At 42.9% G+C, this 15,999-nt stretch carries 13 protein-coding genes; 4 read left to right on the forward strand and 9 right to left on the reverse strand.

Going from position 1 to position 15,999, the window contains the following annotated elements; genetic code table 11:
- The first annotated feature begins 155 nt into the window (after nucleotides 1-155).
- Both B6K83_RS13110 and B6K83_RS18445 read left to right on the forward strand, forming a co-directional pair.
- Nucleotides 156-3,653 carry a PAS domain-containing hybrid sensor histidine kinase/response regulator gene (locus tag B6K83_RS13110; protein ID WP_085285382.1) on the forward strand — a complete coding sequence of 1,166 codons (3,498 nt, stop codon included), beginning with the start codon at nucleotides 156-158 and terminating at the stop codon, nucleotides 3,651-3,653.
- Between the two features lie 168 nt (nucleotides 3,654-3,821).
- On the forward strand, nucleotides 3,822-3,998 hold the full coding sequence (locus tag B6K83_RS18445) for a hypothetical protein (protein ID WP_092251443.1): 177 nt from the start codon (nucleotides 3,822-3,824) through the stop codon (nucleotides 3,996-3,998).
- Nucleotides 3,999-4,070: 72 nt separating this feature from the next.
- On the opposite strand, the gene B6K83_RS13115 is transcribed toward B6K83_RS18445, so the two are convergent.
- The 3 genes from B6K83_RS13115 to B6K83_RS13125 all read right to left on the reverse strand — a co-directional run bounded on the left by B6K83_RS13115 (nucleotide 4,071) and on the right by B6K83_RS13125 (nucleotide 8,250).
- Nucleotides 4,071-4,739: a response regulator transcription factor gene (locus tag B6K83_RS13115; protein WP_085285383.1), complete on the reverse strand. Its 669-nt coding sequence runs from the start codon at nucleotides 4,737-4,739 to the stop codon at nucleotides 4,071-4,073.
- Nucleotides 4,740-4,844: 105 nt separating this feature from the next.
- Nucleotides 4,845-7,124: a TonB-dependent receptor gene (locus tag B6K83_RS13120; protein ID WP_085285384.1), complete on the reverse strand. Its 2,280-nt coding sequence runs from the start codon at nucleotides 7,122-7,124 to the stop codon at nucleotides 4,845-4,847.
- A gap of 205 nt (nucleotides 7,125-7,329) precedes the next feature.
- Nucleotides 7,330-8,250, reverse strand: a complete 921-nt coding sequence (locus B6K83_RS13125; RefSeq protein ID WP_085285385.1) for an extracellular catalytic domain type 1 short-chain-length polyhydroxyalkanoate depolymerase — start codon at nucleotides 8,248-8,250, stop codon at nucleotides 7,330-7,332.
- 246 nt (nucleotides 8,251-8,496) lie between these two features.
- Here B6K83_RS13125 and B6K83_RS13130 point away from each other — a divergent pair, with 246 nt between their 5' ends.
- Nucleotides 8,497-8,838 carry a hypothetical protein gene (locus B6K83_RS13130; RefSeq protein ID WP_085285386.1) on the forward strand — a complete coding sequence of 114 codons (342 nt, stop codon included), beginning with the start codon at nucleotides 8,497-8,499 and terminating at the stop codon, nucleotides 8,836-8,838.
- A gap of 93 nt (nucleotides 8,839-8,931) precedes the next feature.
- Here the strand turns inward: B6K83_RS13130 and fur are convergent, their stop codons facing one another.
- Complete coding sequence (fur, locus tag B6K83_RS13135; RefSeq protein ID WP_085285387.1) at nucleotides 8,932-9,375, reverse strand: ferric iron uptake transcriptional regulator; 444 nt, start codon at nucleotides 9,373-9,375, stop codon at nucleotides 8,932-8,934.
- Nucleotides 9,376-9,684: 309 nt separating this feature from the next.
- On the opposite strand from fur, the gene B6K83_RS13140 reads away from it, so the two are divergent.
- A complete protein-coding gene (locus B6K83_RS13140; protein WP_085285388.1) occupies nucleotides 9,685-10,140 on the forward strand; it encodes a DUF4442 domain-containing protein in 456 nt (151 codons plus the stop codon).
- Between the two features lie 49 nt (nucleotides 10,141-10,189).
- Here B6K83_RS13140 and B6K83_RS13145 read toward each other — a convergent pair whose 3' ends face one another.
- From B6K83_RS13145 to ybfE, 5 genes are all read right to left on the reverse strand, one after another.
- Complete coding sequence (locus tag B6K83_RS13145; protein WP_085285389.1) at nucleotides 10,190-11,260, reverse strand: efflux RND transporter periplasmic adaptor subunit; 1,071 nt, start codon at nucleotides 11,258-11,260, stop codon at nucleotides 10,190-10,192.
- On the reverse strand, nucleotides 11,257-14,568 hold the full coding sequence (locus tag B6K83_RS13150; RefSeq protein ID WP_085285390.1) for an efflux RND transporter permease subunit: 3,312 nt from the start codon (nucleotides 14,566-14,568) through the stop codon (nucleotides 11,257-11,259). The genes B6K83_RS13145 and B6K83_RS13150 overlap by 4 nt, the downstream gene beginning before the upstream one ends.
- A gap of 2 nt (nucleotides 14,569-14,570) precedes the next feature.
- Nucleotides 14,571-14,888: an ArsR/SmtB family transcription factor gene (locus B6K83_RS13155; RefSeq protein WP_085285391.1), complete on the reverse strand. Its 318-nt coding sequence runs from the start codon at nucleotides 14,886-14,888 to the stop codon at nucleotides 14,571-14,573.
- Between the two features lie 266 nt (nucleotides 14,889-15,154).
- Complete coding sequence (gene fldA, locus B6K83_RS13160; protein ID WP_085285392.1) at nucleotides 15,155-15,682, reverse strand: flavodoxin FldA; 528 nt, start codon at nucleotides 15,680-15,682, stop codon at nucleotides 15,155-15,157.
- Nucleotides 15,683-15,704: 22 nt separating this feature from the next.
- A complete protein-coding gene (gene ybfE, locus B6K83_RS13165) occupies nucleotides 15,705-15,992 on the reverse strand; it encodes a LexA regulated protein (RefSeq protein WP_085285393.1) in 288 nt (95 codons plus the stop codon).
- Between the last annotated feature and the right edge of the window lie 7 nt (nucleotides 15,993-15,999).

Here is a 15,999-nt window from a genome sequence, read left to right on the forward strand (position 1 = left end):
AACTTTTTAACAGAAAAACAATGAATGGTTAGACTACCTGAGCACACTGAGAAAATAAGTACTACCTTAGTGCACTACAAGCCATGAGTCACCATGATAAAATAAAACCTGTATTGCCTGCAGGGGGCAATATTGGACAATAAAAAGGGAAGCATGTGTTAGCTTGGCTGTCTATTGATACTTGGTTGGTAACCATACTTTCCATTGGCTATTTGTGCTTGTTGTTTTTAGTCGCCTATAAAGGTCAAAACCAATCGCCAGCACAGTGGCGTTGTAAGCCTTGGGTATATAGCCTTTCGCTAGCAGTTAGCTGTACTTCATGGGCGTTTTACGGCACGGTTGGGCAAGCCGCAACAACCGGTGCTTGGTTAGCACCCATATATATCGGCTCTATACTCTGCTTAGTGTTAGCTTGGCCTATGTTGCTGAAAATGTTAACTATTATCAAGCGACAAAACCTGACCTCAATCGCCGACTTTATTGCCTTTCGCTATGATCGCTCGCCTAAAATAGCCATTACCGTGGCCTTGATTGCACTCGCGGGCACTGTGCCTTACATCGCTTTGCAATTACGCGCCATCAGTACCAGTTTTGACTTGCTTACCGGCACTTATCAATCGGGTATTAGCACGGCATTTGTGGTGACTGTGGTTTTGATCGTATTTAGTATCTTTTTTGGTACCCGACAAATTGCCGCTAGCAAACAAAACCAAGGCCTAGTATTGGCGATTGCGTTTAGCTCAGTGGTGAAATTATTAGCGTTAACCGCTGTTGGCATTTTTGCGACATTTTTTGTTTTTGACGGCTTTGCTGACCTCGCCTCGCAGCAGCAAAGTCGCGCCTTATTTAGCGAGCAAAACGCCAGCTACCTTGGCATAGCGCAGGCGATTTTAGGGGCAATTACCATTTTTGTTTTACCGCAGCAATTTCATATGATGATGATAGAAAATCATCACCCCAATGAATTAAAAACTGCTCGTTGGTTGTTTCCTCTGTACTTTATTTTGATCAATATTTTTGTTTTACCCATAGCAATTGCAGGCTTGATCACCTTTCCTGGGGGCAGCGTTGATGCCGACACTTATGTGCTGACCTTGCCGTTATTTTTTAATCAAGCTTGGTTAGGGATCATTGTCTATATTGGTGGCTTAGCCGCGGCGAGTAGCATGGTCATTGTTTCGGCTATCGTGCTCAGTACAATGATAGCAACGGAAGTGATCACGCCATTAACCCTCAAATTTAAACTGTTTGGCAAAAGTAACTCAGCACAGTTTTCCGGCTTATTATTAAAACAGCGTCGTTTGGCGATTGCAGCCATACTATTATGTGGCTTTGCCTTTGAGCGCAGCATTAATCAGCAAAGTCATTTGGCCAGTATCGGCTTATTGTCGTTTGTTTTATTATCACAATTTGCCCCAGCAATTATCGGTGCCTTGTATTGGCGAAAAGCCAATGGTAAAGGGGCGTTAACCGGCTTAATTGTTGGCAGTTTGGTGTGGTTTTATACTTTATTTTTGCCCATGATTGCCCCTAATATTGCGTGGCTGGAAACTGGCGCCTTTGGTATCTATTGGTTAAAGCCAACGGCCTTGTTAGGGCTCGACTTTTTAGATGTAACCAGCCATGGTGTGTTTTACAGCTTGCTCAGCAATATTATCTGCTTTGTGTTGGTGTCACTGTTAACGCATCGCAGTGTCGGGGAAAAACTGCAAGCTGATATTTTCATCAGCCGCAGCCAACGAGATATCGCCCGTAACCTCAGCACGCAAGACTTGTATAGCTTATTACTCAGGTTTATTAATAAAGAGGCCGCCGATAGCTTATTGCACTTGGCCAAGTCGCAAGCACAAAACGGCGTTGAACAAGCAAATAATTTAGTCGAATATACCCGTTTACAACTGTCTGGCGTACTCGGCTCTGCGTCTACGCGTATGGTAATGAAAGCCGCCTCCACCTCAGAAACGTTTCCGTTTGAAGACGTGGTGAGTATTGTTGACGAAGCCAATCAAATGTTTCGCTTTAATCGTGAGTTATTGCAATCAGGCGTGGAAAACATCGAGCAAGGCATTAGTGTGGTTGATGCCGATATGCGCTTAGTGGCGTGGAACCAGCGTTATATTGAGCTATTGGATTACCCAGAAGGCTTTGTTCAAGCAGGCCTGCCGGTGGAAACCTTACTTAAATTTAATATCAATCGCGGTATTATTGCTAAAACTGCTGACAGCGCGCAGATGATAGACAAACGTATTGCCCATATGAAAAACGGCGACAGCCATCACTTTCAGCGTACCATGCCAAACGGTATGGTGTTGGAAATTCGCGGGCAATCTATGCCAGGTGGTGGTTTTGTCAGTACCTTTTCCGATATTACTGCCCACATCGAAGCAGAAAAAGCCTTACAAAAAGCCAATGAAAACCTCGAAAAACGCGTGGCAAGCCGCACGCAAGAATTAGCGAATGCCAAGGCCGAAGCAGAGTCTGCTAATAGCAGTAAAAGCCGGTTTCTAGCGGCAGCCAGCCATGACTTGATGCAACCCTTTAACGCCCTGTCTTTGTTTACCTCGATGTTAAAAAAGAAAGTGCAAGGAGCGGAGTTGACGGCATTAGCGCAGCAAATAGATGACTCATTAAACGTGGTTGAGGCGTTACTCTCAGATTTAGTTGAAATATCACGCTTAGATAACAGCTCAGAAAAAATAGAAAAAAGTCACTTTGCCCTTAATGAGTTATTAGCGCCGCTAAAAAACGAATTTATTGTCTTAGCCGCACAAGCAAATATCGAGTTTTCTTATCAATTAAGTCAGTGCTTGGTTTATTCTGACAAACGTCTGCTCAGGCGGATCATTCAAAACTTTTTATCCAATGCCATTCATTATTGTGACGATAAACGGGGGGCAAAAGCGGGTATTGCCAATCGTATACTCTTGGGGGTACGGCGCAACAAGGACACTATTCGCATAGAAGTGTGGGATAATGGTCCCGGCATCGCATTAGCGCAACAAGCCGCTATATTTCGTGAATTTGAGCGTTTAGCGCAAAATAGAGAAATACCTGGACTGGGCTTAGGTTTGGCGATTTCTGAGCGCATTGCAAAATTACTTGGCTTGGCTATATCGGTTAAATCAGAGCTGGGTCAGGGCACCTGTTTTAGTATTGAAGTACCAAGGGTGAGTGCAAGTCGTGCCGAATTAGCACCGACGTTGCAACGAGCGGTGAGTCAAGCTGAGTTAAGTAATAATGCCTCAACCTCTCGCTCAGCAAAAGAGCAGCCAGAGCGTGCATTTGAGCATGTTGTGGTTTTGTTAATCGATAATGACGAGTTGATGTTATCGGCGTTAGCGTCACAACTTGGTGATTGGGGATGTCAGGTGTTAACAGCCCATGACCATGACTCCGCTGCTAAAGTTTTAGCCACAGGTGAAATGGTACCTGATGTTATTTTGGCAGATTATCACTTAGATGATGGCGAAAATGGCGTAGCTATTGTGCAAGCTTTGCAAAAAACCTGGCATTGGCAGCAGCCAACGATAATATGCAGCGCTGACCCATCTGAACGCGTGCGTCAACACACCAGTGATGCTGAGTTTTTGTTCTTGCGCAAACCGGTTAAGTCTTTAGCGTTAAAGCGCCTGATGCGTCAGTTACTAGGCTAGGGTTGGAGTACTCGCAAAGGTGTTAATGAGCGACTTAAAGTCAATAGCCGCTAGTGGGTCTTGAAATGCAGCTTGCTAAATTCACCTTTTGTTACAAAGCCGCTTGGCGCTGATCTTAAATACGTTGTACTTTATTACTAGCAAACTTTTATTAATATAAAGGGCATAATGACAATGTTAAAAAAATGCTTAATGCTAGGTGCTTTACTAGTGGCGGCTTTTATCGCCTACGGTTATGGCTTTTCGCATGGCCTGTTGCTGTTTATTGTGTTTGGCATGGTGTTAGAGCTTACGTTTTGGTTTGCAATTTTTACCCAGAAAAACGCTAACAGCCCTAACAGGTAAAGCGTGCGGTAGCCGCCGTGAGCGCTGAGTTATTATGCCTTTGCGGTGCGACAATAATCTGGTGATGAACGCTTAAGAGACGTTTAAATGTTGAGATGGGCTAAGCATCAGTTGTTGGTAGGCTAAACCGGCTAGGGTACGGTTGTTTACTTCGAGCTTCAGTAATATCGCTGAAACATGTTTCTTGACTGTGGTTTCTTTAATATCAAGATCATAGGCAATTTGTTTGTTTAATTGTCCGTCGGCGATGCGTGTTAGTACTATGTATTGTTGTGGCGTTAGTTGGCTTAACTGCTTGGCAAGTTTTTGATGGTTGATATCGGTTTGTTGATCGGCATTAAACTCGATATCTTTGGGCAGCCAAATATCTCCTGCTAATACCGTATCGATTGCTTGTGCTATAGTGCTTAAGTCGGCGGACTTAGGAATAAAGGCAGCGGCGCCAAAATTAATGGCTTTTTGCATGGTTTCAGAGTTATCGTCTGACGACACCATGATCACCACAATATCAGGGAAGTGATTCTGTAATTGCGTTAAACCGGTAAAGCCGTTATTACCTGGCATATGTAGGTCAAGAAAAACCAGCTCTAAACTACTGTTATGACTAACTTCTTTAAGTAAATCATGAAAGTTATCCACTTCTAAGGTTTCATCATCATCAATACACTCCACAATCGCTTGTTTTAACGCGGTGCGAAATAAAGGATGGTCATCGGCAATAATAACTTTGGCGCTTGACATAGTTCACTCCAGTAATTGATTTAACGACACAACAGTTGTAATGAAAAAGAGCTGGGTTTGCCAGCTCTTTTTTTACCTTACGGCTTAGCACAATAACATAGTTAGCTAAAATTGGTATCCAAGGGTTAGTGAAACGGTTCTTGGGTCACCAAAATAGCCAATCAGGGTGTTATCGCCACCAAGGCCTGGTGCATAACCACCATCATCTAACGGTGCAACAAACTGATAACCCCCTATCATGTATTCTTCATCGGTTAAGTTTTTCACATGTAAGCCGGCATTCCAATGACCGTCATCACTGTACCAAACCACACTCATGTTCGCGATGCCGTAACCTTCTTGTGTTAATAAGCTGTTTTCTTCAAATAACACATAATCGTCACGATAGTAGTAACTGGCATTGACAATAAAGTCACCGACACTTGACTCGATCGTGTAGTTTGCCCCTAAGTTAAAGGTGTACTCTGGCGTATTTGAAATAGAGAAGGTATCAGACTTATCAAAGGGTAAGCCGGTATCTGGGTCTGTATCTATGACTTCTTTGAAATCGCTATCAATATAGCCAAAGCTTGCCGATAGCATAAGATCTGGCGTCGCTAAATAGGTAAATTCAGCTTCAATACCATTGGCATCTGAGCTACCGATATTACCTAAGCGTTGGTTAAGTACGCTGGCATCGGCACTGGGCAGTACCGAAATATATTGACGGTCTTTGTGATCCAGTGAGAACAAGGTAACGTTGGCGCGTAAACGGTTCTCTAACCACTCACTTTTCATACCTATTTCAAACGAGTCAACATCTTCTGGGTTGGCTGCTGGCTCAGGGCCGGTGGCGCGTGGGTTAAAAGTACCGGATTTAAAGCCTTGTGAAAAGCTGGTAAAAAACATTAAATCATCATTGGCTTGATACTCAACACCCAAGCGCGGGGTAAACTTAGACCATTGCTCGCGGTCATCAAGCACCACAGGCACTAACTCGCCATCGGGGCGCACATAACCGTCAATCCAGCCCGATTCAGGGTAAACGGTGTCAAACACTAAGCCATTACGAACAATGGCTTCTTTTTTATCTTTGGTGTAACGCGCACCGGCGGTAACCGACCATTTATCGCTTAAATCATAACTTAATTGTGCATAGGCAGCGGTACTTTTTGAATTACTACAACCACTGACTTCACGGGTTAAGCCAGGTAAACCAATGGATTGACCAAGGACTTCTAAAATGGCTTCAAATTGACCACAAGACTCACCGTCATAGTAATATAAACCGGAAACAAATTTAGACCTGTCGCCGATAACATTCATCTGAATTTCATGGGTTCTTTGGTTATCATCGTAGATAGCCGGTACATCAAAAATTCTTAATGAGGTATTGTCAAAGTCGATATTGGTTGGTGAGTAACTATCACGTTTTGAAAACACATATTTTAATGATGTAGCATCACTGAGTGTCCATTTCGCGGTAAAGCTAATGCCCTCAAGCTCAACCTCATTCCATGTTGGTAAACTGGTATAAGAGTCGTAAACCTCATCAGGTACTGGTGCATCTGTTAGTATGCTCGGCAATAAGCGATAGCCGCCTTTGGCGTTTGAGTCGTCTTTTGTTTTGTCCCAGTTAAAGCTTAACAGTAAGTCATCACTCGCATGGTACTCTAAACTAATGCGACTCGCCGTTAAGTCTTTGTTGTAGTTTTCTTTATCTTGGTTGGCTAAGTCGGAAGTTAAAAACTCACCAAAACCATCACGTTGCATATTGGCTAAGCCAAAGCCAATATAAAGCTTATCAGCTATCAGTGGGTATTGACCGGTTAATTTAATATCCTTTTGATTATATTGACCAATGGTACCTTGAATTTTTAACTCCGCGTCACCTGACATTTCTTTAGTGACATATTTAATGGCACCACCTATGGTGTTTTTACCATACAGTGTGCCTTGTGGGCCACGCAGTACTTCGACTCGCTCGACATCAAGTAAGTCAAGTACAGCGCCTTGTGGCCTAGCGATGTATACATCATCGATATAAATACCAACACCCGCTTCATAACCCCATAATGGATCTTGCTGACCAACACCACGAATAAACGCTGTGATAGTTGAGTTAGTACCACGGCTGCGCTGTAGGGTAGTGTTTGGGGAAAACTGTTGCACTTCGGTAATTAACTCTATACCTCGCTCTGACATTTCATCAGCGCTAAGAGAGGTCATAGTTACCGGTACTTCTTGTAGACTTTCAACTGACTTTCGTGCGGTGACCTCAATGCGCTCTAGCGCTGGATCAACCTTAACTGAGTTATCGTTTTCAGCAGCAATAATACTCTGACTTGAGAGTGCTGCTGAAATAGTCATGGCTAAAATACTCAGCCTTCCGGTGTAACGCTTCATAATTTTTCCCCGTGTTTTATCTCGAATAATTGATTTGTATAACGCACTTTATTTTTTTCATTAGTGTATTTAAGACTCTATAGTAAATTTGCAATTATTGAATTTGTACTATAGTAGTATGCCGTATCTTTATTTTCTTAACTTATTGTTATTTATTAACATATTCTTATTTTTGTTGTGAGTTATAGCTAATCTAGCTAAGGTTTTACAATTGCCAGTGATTAAGTAAATGTAAACTGGTACTGATGGCTGAATTAATCACAAACGGTGCTGCGCTGCTGCCATCACCAAGCGCTGGCGCGATCGCAATGCCGTGGTCCATATCCAAAACTTCAATCAACTCAACCGTTATGGCGTGATTTTGATCTTGCCATTGACTGACTTTATAGCCAGCGTGTTGGGTGACGGTGGGTAGCGTGCTTGCCTGCGTTAATTGTGCCCAATGTAGTGCTAAGTGTTGGGCATTTTTAGGATTAACCACCTTGTCTTGCAGCCCAGTCCATATTGATAAGCGTGGCCATTGTTTAACTGCTGGTTGCATGGTTTTTACCAAAGCGGTTAATTGTGTTGGCTCTTGCGACGGACCACTGCGCATACAAGCTATCGCGGTAATTAAGTTATCCGCACAGGGGTAGGGAATGCCAGCAATGATGGCACCGGCACTAAATAGCTCAGGGTAATGTACCAACATTGAGCTAGCCATAGCGCCACCAGCAGATAAGCCTATGATATAGATGTTTTTAAAGTTTTGCTGGGCATTAAGCGTTGTGATCATGTTCTTAATTGATAAACTCTCACCTTGGTTTTTTTCAATATCTTGTGTAGAAAACCAATTAAAACAGCCCTTGATGTTATTGGTACTACTTTGTTGTGGGATCAGCAATGCAAAGCCCTTATTTTTGGCCAAGCTTAGCAAGCCGCTTTGTTGTGCCAGTGCTTGCCCTTGTTGTACGCAACCATGTAGTAAAACCAATAAATTGTCATTGCTATCGCTTGCCGGCAGGTAACTTGCGCTCAGTTCGCCAGGGTTGTCGCCAAATTCTGTCAATGCAGTGAATTGGGCATAGCCTTTGACACTAAACAGGGCACTGGTAATAACAACAAGGGTAGCTAAATATTTATACATGATAGATGTCCGTAATGGTGGTGCGCAGCTGATAAAGGTTAAGCGTAATGCCAGCTAAGGTGTCTATTTTGTTGATTCAGCATGGCCTATATTATAAATTTATTGAATGGTACTTTAGTTGCAGTGCAATAGCTAAGCGATTACTTTTATGAAAAAAATTAGTTTATTAATGCCTGTAGTACGGCACACTTGCTTAATTTCAGCGCCTAAGGCTAGGTGTTGGCTTAAGCGTTATGAGGTGAGCAGATGCAGAAAAAAAGTCGAATACAAGGTGTATTTATCTTCAGGCCGTTGCTTCATCTTTTGTTTGTTGTCGCAATGATTTTTATTGCTTATTTAATGTTACATGGTTCTATTGCGGCACAAAATCGTTACGCGGTTGCTAGCTTATTAGTCGCAACTTGGAGCTTACTGTTGAGCGCTTTGATAGGTTTTCACCATCAAGCGCCAAACAAAAGTAATACAGCGCTAGGGGGGATGTCCGGTTTAAAATACAGTATCAAGCAAGCAATTTTTAAAGTGGTGGCTTTGCTTTTTGCCGTGCTCAGTATCGCATTGCTCTATGTCAGTATAAAACTGTTGATATAGTAAGTTGTGGCGTGAAATTGAACACTGAATTTAATAAAAAAAAGCCCTAGTAACTTGCATCACTAGGGCTTAGGTTTATTCGTTTAACTGTGACTATAGCTGTGATTTACGGTATTGCTCACAAGCCACTTCGTCTTCACATTCACCGTATAGATATAGGCTGTGATTAGTCAATTTAACGTTGTGTAATTTGGCGATAGCTTCTTGTCTTTCTTCAATCACCTCATCTTCAAACTCTACAACTTTACCACACTTAAGGCACACTAAATGATCATGGTGTGGCTTTTGACTTAATTCAAATACTGACTTGCCGCCTTCAAAATGATGACGGGTAACTATACCAGCATCATCAAATTGGTTTAATACCCGGTAGACAGTCGCTAAGCCAATTTCCTCTTGTTGCTCAAGCAAGATTTTATATACGTCCTCAGCACTGATATGTTGGTTATCAGGGTTTTTTAAAATAGCTAAAATCTTGATTCGCGGTAAGGTGATTTTTAAACCAGCTCTTTTTAACTCTTTATTTTGTTCGGGCATTAATCTAAATCTCTACATCAGCTTTCAATTTGTGAAAAATTATAGGAGGTTATGCGCTAGGTTGAAAGAGCTAGTTATGGCACTTTATATATGTCATTGTTTTTCATTGCTTTATACAGCATAATAACATTCTGGTCAGATGTGTTGTCAGTGTTAACCCTTAGCAATACTATGGTTATTAGCTGATTACGCACAGAAAGCGAGCGCTTAATTAACAGTGCTTGTTGGAGCTTAGTGTAACTGAGCATGCGTTGTTGCTTTGTCTGTGCCAGTGCGTTCGTTGATCAGTTAATGGGTAAAGGAAAATATATGTTTAAAAAAGCGTGGCACATGAAGTATTTATTAAATATTTGGCCGCCATTCTTATTTAGTGGTATTCGCGTAGTCGATATCTCAGCCGATTTTCGGCGAGCACAAGTGCGCTTAAAGTTAAGCCCTTTTAATAAGAATGCGGTTGGTGTGCATTTTGGTGGTTCCTTGTTCTCGATGACAGATCCGTTTTGCATGTTAATGGTTTTATCGCGTTTGGGTCGTGACTATATTGTTTGGGATAAGTCGGCTGACATCGACTATATTAAGCCGGGAAAGGGGACGGTTACTGCTGATTTTGACATTACAGATGCGTTAATCGACGATATTGTCGCAAAAACTGCAAGCGGCGAAAAATACCTGCCTGAAATTCCCGTTTATGTTAAAGACGCGCAAGGGCAAGTGGTGGCTAAGCTTAATAGAACATTGTACATTCGCCGCAAACGCCGTCGTTAAGAGGGCGCTGTTCAAGTGTTGTCTGCGGCATCACATATTTTACCATTAGTTAACGTTGAACTGGTTTCATGATCTTATCGCCGACGTTTAAGCCAGAAATGATCACCGTTTTATTGTCGGCACCGGCTTTGCCAAGGCGCACAAATCTGCGCTGCACCTGATTATTTTCTAGTAACCAAATAAAGTTCAATTGCCCGAGCGTCTCAATATAATTATTGGGCACTTTTAGTACTTGCTCAGTTTGAGCCGCGAGCAATAATCTGGCATACATACCCGGCATTAACGCGGCGTTGTAGTCAAGGTTGGCTTTAACTAAGAAGCTGCGCGAAGCGGTATTAGCTGTCGGTACAATTTCATCAATGTGTGCCAGTTGCGTTTGGTTAAGCGATGGGATCTCTACCTTAAGCGCTTGCCCTTGCTGTAAGCCCATTGCCAGTTGTTCACGCACGTTCGCTTCGACGCGCAGCGAAATTGGATTGTAAATGGCTAGTAGCTTTTGCCCAGGTTGGGCAGTATCGCCAGGTTCGGCAAATCGATTAACCACTTTGCCATCGATAGGCGCCATAATGCTTGCATAAGCCGCGATTGCTTGTGCTTGTGTAAGTGCTTGCTTAGCTGCTGTTAGCTCAGCTTTGAGGCTTTCAAAACTGGCCTTACTGTTATCAAGTTCCGTGGCGGAAATAAGGTTTTCAACAAATAGTTTTTTCGCGCGTTGCAAGTTGTTTTCAGCTTCACGATAACGTGCGCTGAGTGCATTGATGCGCTCTTGGGCCTGCAAAACTTGCGCGTCTAGCTCGCTACGTTCTAATTCAATTAACAACTCGCCTTTTTTTACCGTATCACCCGCACGCACCGTTATTTTTTCTATACTTGCTAAGATGCGCGACGATATTATAGTGGCTTGTTTAGCTTCAATAGCGCCAGAAATTGGCTCATATATGACTTGCTCACTATAGGACAAGGTATAACTATTATTGTTTGTACTAGCTTGCTGTAAATTATTGTCTAACCCAGGTGCAACTTTTTCATCAAAAGAGCCGGCAAGCCAAGCCACCATGGTCAGTAAAAAAATAATAGCGCTAATTGGCATTAAGCTGTTTTTAATAAGCTTAGTGATCATAATGTTTCCTCGGTTTTAGCCGTGTTGTTAGGCTTATCAAAAATTAATGCGTAAACGATAGGCACCACCAACAAGGTAAATAGGGTTGAAGAAATAATGCCAAAGATAATCGCGATAGCTAAGCCACTAAATACAGGATCAAGGGTAATAATTAAATTACCTAGTAAAGTGGTTCCAGCCGTTAAAAGTACCGGCCGCATTCGGATCGATCCGGCTTGAATTAAGGCTTCCTTGATAGGCGCGCCCGCAGCTCGAGCTTGGGTTATAAACTCTATTAAGATAAGCGAGTTACGAACAACAATGCCGGCTAGGGCTATCATACCTATCATGGCGGTTGCGGTGAAAAGTATCGGCTCAGGCGCGCCGGCTATTTCGCGCTCACCTAGCTGATTGAGCAGCAAAAACCCTGGCATAATGCCAATCACGGTCAACGGAATGGCGGACATAATTATGCCGGATAAAGCTGCCGACTGAGTTTGGATACGCAGCACAATATAAATAGCCAATAGCGCAAACGCAAAAGCTAAGCCCATATCGCGAAATACGCGAATGGTGATACGCCATTCACCTTCGCCGCTCCAACGCATTTTAATGTGCTCGGGTAAAGTCCAGCTTTGACCACCGCCATTACTTAAAAACGTTCTCTCTTGCCAATTGCTTGACTCAATTTTGCCGTTAAAATCAGCGCTGACATCAGCAATTACTTCAGCCGGCGTGCGACCTGAAATATCAGCACTGACATAGACTACAGGTCTTAAGTCTTTGTGGTAGATAGCTTTATCATTAGTTTGCTGAGCAAAGTGGCCTAACTCACCTAAGGCGACTAATGCCTGTGGCGCAAGCTCAATGCCTTGTGGCGTTGTTTGTTGGACAGCACCCAACTGACCTTTGATGGCGATGCGTTGCAAGTCACTGATTGAAGAGCGCTGTGCTATCGGTAATTGCAAAGTGATTGGCAATGGTGTGGCATTGCTATCATGGTGCATAAAGCTGATGATTTTGCCACGGTTGGCGACTTCAAGGGCTTGGTTTATATCTTGCGTCGCAATGCCAGATAGTGCCGCTTTATTTTTATCGGTAATAAAACGCAGCCTTGATTGTTGCGCACCAACACTGGTGTCGACCTCTACCACATGCGGCTCTATTGTTAGCCTGTTTGCTACCCTAGTGGCGGCGTCGCGAAGCTGTTGATACTGGGTAAACTCATCACCGTAGAGCTCCGCCACTAGGGTACTCATAACGGGCGGCCCAGGCGGCACTTCAATCACTTTCAACTTAATACCATCACGGTTTAATGGCGCAAGCAATTCACGCATGCGTAATACCACGCCATGAGATTGATGCTGACGCGCTGACTTATCGATCAGAATCACTCGCATATCGGCCAGATTGGGCTTATGCCTTAAGTAGTACTGTCGTACCATGCCATTAAAGTCGATGGCGGACGGGGCACCAACATAGTTAGCTATTGCTTTAACTTCAGGCAGTTGCTGTAAAATTGTCGATACTTTTTGGGTCATGGCAGCGGTTTGCTCTAAGGTGGCACTTTCCGGCATATCAACAATTATTTGTACTTCATTTTTATTGTCAAAGGGCAGCAACTTTAGCGGCACTAAACGCAGTACTGGCAACATGGCAGCGGCAATAAACAAAGCGAATAATACCCAAAGAGCCGCTTTGCCTTTAGCTCTATGGGTAAGTAAAGGCGTTAAAACTCGACGATAAAGCTGACTAAAGCCTTGATTTGGTGAGCCGGTTTGGGTGTGAAGCTTAGGTTTAATAATTTTTGCCGCTAGCCAAGGAGTGACTAAAAATGCTACTAAGGTACTACTGATAACACTGAGCGGGACATTAAATGCCATCGGCGCCATGTAAGGCCCCATCATACCAGTAATAAAGGCCAGCGGAATAAAGGCTAATACGATCGTTAGCGTTGACATCGCCAGTGGTACGCGAATTTCGCTAATGGCACTGACAATTTTTTCTTTTAAGCTACCTTTGCCTTTTTGTAAGTAACGTTCAATGTTATCAACTCCGGTGATCGGGTCATCGACAAGTAACCCTAACGATAATATTAAGGCAAACAGAGTAACGCGATTAATGGTGTAGCCAAACGCTAAATCTAAAGACAGGGTTATACCATAACAAATCGGCACCGCTAAGCCGACAACAAGCGCCGGGCGCCAGCCAAGAAAAACACCAATAAAGACCACCACAGTAAACACGGCAAATGCCAAGCTAGTGGTTAAACTATTAACTTTTTCATTCGCCGTTTCGCCATAATCCCTGAGTACTTCAACATAAACGCCGTCAGGAAAAATGCTTTGCTGCAACGCGGCTATTTTGTCATGCACAGCTTTGGCAACATTAACGGCATTACTGCCTTGTTGTTTGGCGACACTTATCGTTACCATGGGCTGGTAATTATGTTTTTTAGCTGTTTGTCTGTGTTTGTGATCAAGCCACTGATAAGATGTTTGTTCAGCCGCACCATCGAGAACGGTGGCAATGTCTTTTAAAATGACAGTGCTGCCGTTAACCGCAGAGATTGGCGCTAATGCCAAGTTGGCTTTATCTCTAAACACGTCGCCACTCTCTAAAATAACTGAGCTATTGGCTAAGGTGATTTGCCCGAGATGCTGTAGTTGATTAGACGCTTGAATAGCCTTAATAACATCACTAATGGCGACTTGCCGCGCAGCCATTTGCTCAGGATCAAGTTGAATACGTATTTCGCGTGAGCGACCACCAATGACCTTGACTTCGCTGGTATCTTCAATCGTTTGTAGGTAGGTGCTGACTTCTTCGGCGAGTTGTCTTAAGGCAAAGTCGTCAACTTGGTTTGCTACCTTACTCCACAGACCGAGCATAAGAATCGGTACGTCATCAACCTCAACCGGACTGACCCGCCAATCACTAACAATCGCCGGTATTTGATCAATATTAGAATGCAGCTTGTTATAAGTATTAAGAAGTGCGTTTTCTCTGTTTTCACCGACATGAAACCTAAGGGTTACCACAACTTGGCCGTTGTTACTGACAGAATAAACGTGCTCAACACCGCGAATTTGTGCCAGTAATTTTTCCAGCGGCGTTGTGACAAGTCGTGCCGCTTGTTGTGCGTTGACGCCAGGTGCTGTCACTATGATGTCAATCATAGGCACAACAATTTGTGGCTCTTCTTCTCGAGGCGTATATTTTAGTGCAATAACACCTGACAAGATTGATAGCACAAGTAAAAACAAGGGTAATTTGCTGTTAAGTACCCAAGCAACGACTTTTTCTGTGATGCCTTGTTGTCGTGACATGATTAAGGCTTCCCAGCTGGGTTATGACAAAACTGTTGTTGCAAGTAATAGAGTAAAGCTTTCACTTTTTCATTCTTGATACGGTAGTAAATGGTTTGTGAAGAACGTCGTGTCGCCACTAAATCACTAGCTCTTAACTTTGTTAAGTGCTGTGATAGTGCCGACTGTGATAAATCGACCTGCTTATTTAGCTCGCCTACCGTCAGTTCGCTATCAGCAAGACAACATAAGATCATTAGTCGATAGTGATTGGAAAGCAGTTTAAGTAATGCGGCGACCTCTTGGGCATTTTTAGACAATTCATCTGGTTTTAAATTCATATCTACTTATTACGCGGCAATTAAAATAGCGTATGCCATACTAGCGCATTTTTTAATATTAGCAAAGGTTAATTAAGTACTTGCTAATATAGCTATAGCTAAAATAATAGCAGAGGCAAGTTGCCAGCAATAAGGGTAAGGTGATTTCGCGGTGAAGACTTTTACTGGCCGTATTACTCAAGGGGGAGCAGTATTACAAATTTAAAATGAAAAAAGCCAGCGAGTGGCTGGCTTCTTTTGGCTTTGACGAGTCTATTTAGGCAGATTTAATCTTCTAATTCTGCTAAACATAGCTCGTCATATATTTGTTTAACCCAAGCATCAACGCGTGCTTCAGTCAGTTCAGGTTGACGGTCTTCATCAATACATAAGCCGATAAAGGTGTTTTCATCAACTAAACCTTTAGATGCTTCAAATTCGTAACCTTCGGTTGGCCAGTTGCCAACGATAATCGCGCCTTTTGATTCAACAATATCACGCAACGGTTCCATAGCATCACAGAAGTATTCAGCATAGTCTTCTTGATCACCCAAACCATAAATAGCCACTAATTTGTCGGTAAAGTCAATTTCTTCTAACTCAGGTAAAAAGTCATCCCAGTCACACTGGTTTTCACCGTAATACCAAGTTGGGATACCTAAGATCAATAAATCGAACTCGGCTATTTCTTCCTTGGTACTTTTCGCTATATCTTTAACATCGACTAGCTTTTTCCCCAATTTCTTTTGGATCATTTTGCCTACGGCTTCGGTGTTTCCTGTATCGCTTCCGAAAAATAAACCTACAATTGCCATCAATCTAACCTTTTATATCTAACTAAACTTTAATATTGTCGGGTGCAAGTGATTGAGTTAATAATAACTCTATTAATTCACTGCGACTCATACCTTTATCTTTTGCTAACGCTTCTAGTCGCTCAAAGACGCTGGTATGTACTTTAAACTCGACACGCTTTAAACCATTGCTTTTATCGCGTTTGACTTGATTACGTTTATTTATTTTTACCTGTACGCTGCGCGAGTGCGGGTTGGTTTTCGGCCGCCCAGGTCGCTTTTCGTCGCTAAATAAATCAATGGTTGTTAAATCTGCTACTTCTTTTGCCATTTTCTTA

Origin of the sequence: Colwellia chukchiensis (genome assembly GCF_002104455.1) — a bacterium.
In the GTDB taxonomy this organism is placed as follows: domain Bacteria; phylum Pseudomonadota; class Gammaproteobacteria; order Enterobacterales; family Alteromonadaceae; genus Cognaticolwellia; species Cognaticolwellia chukchiensis.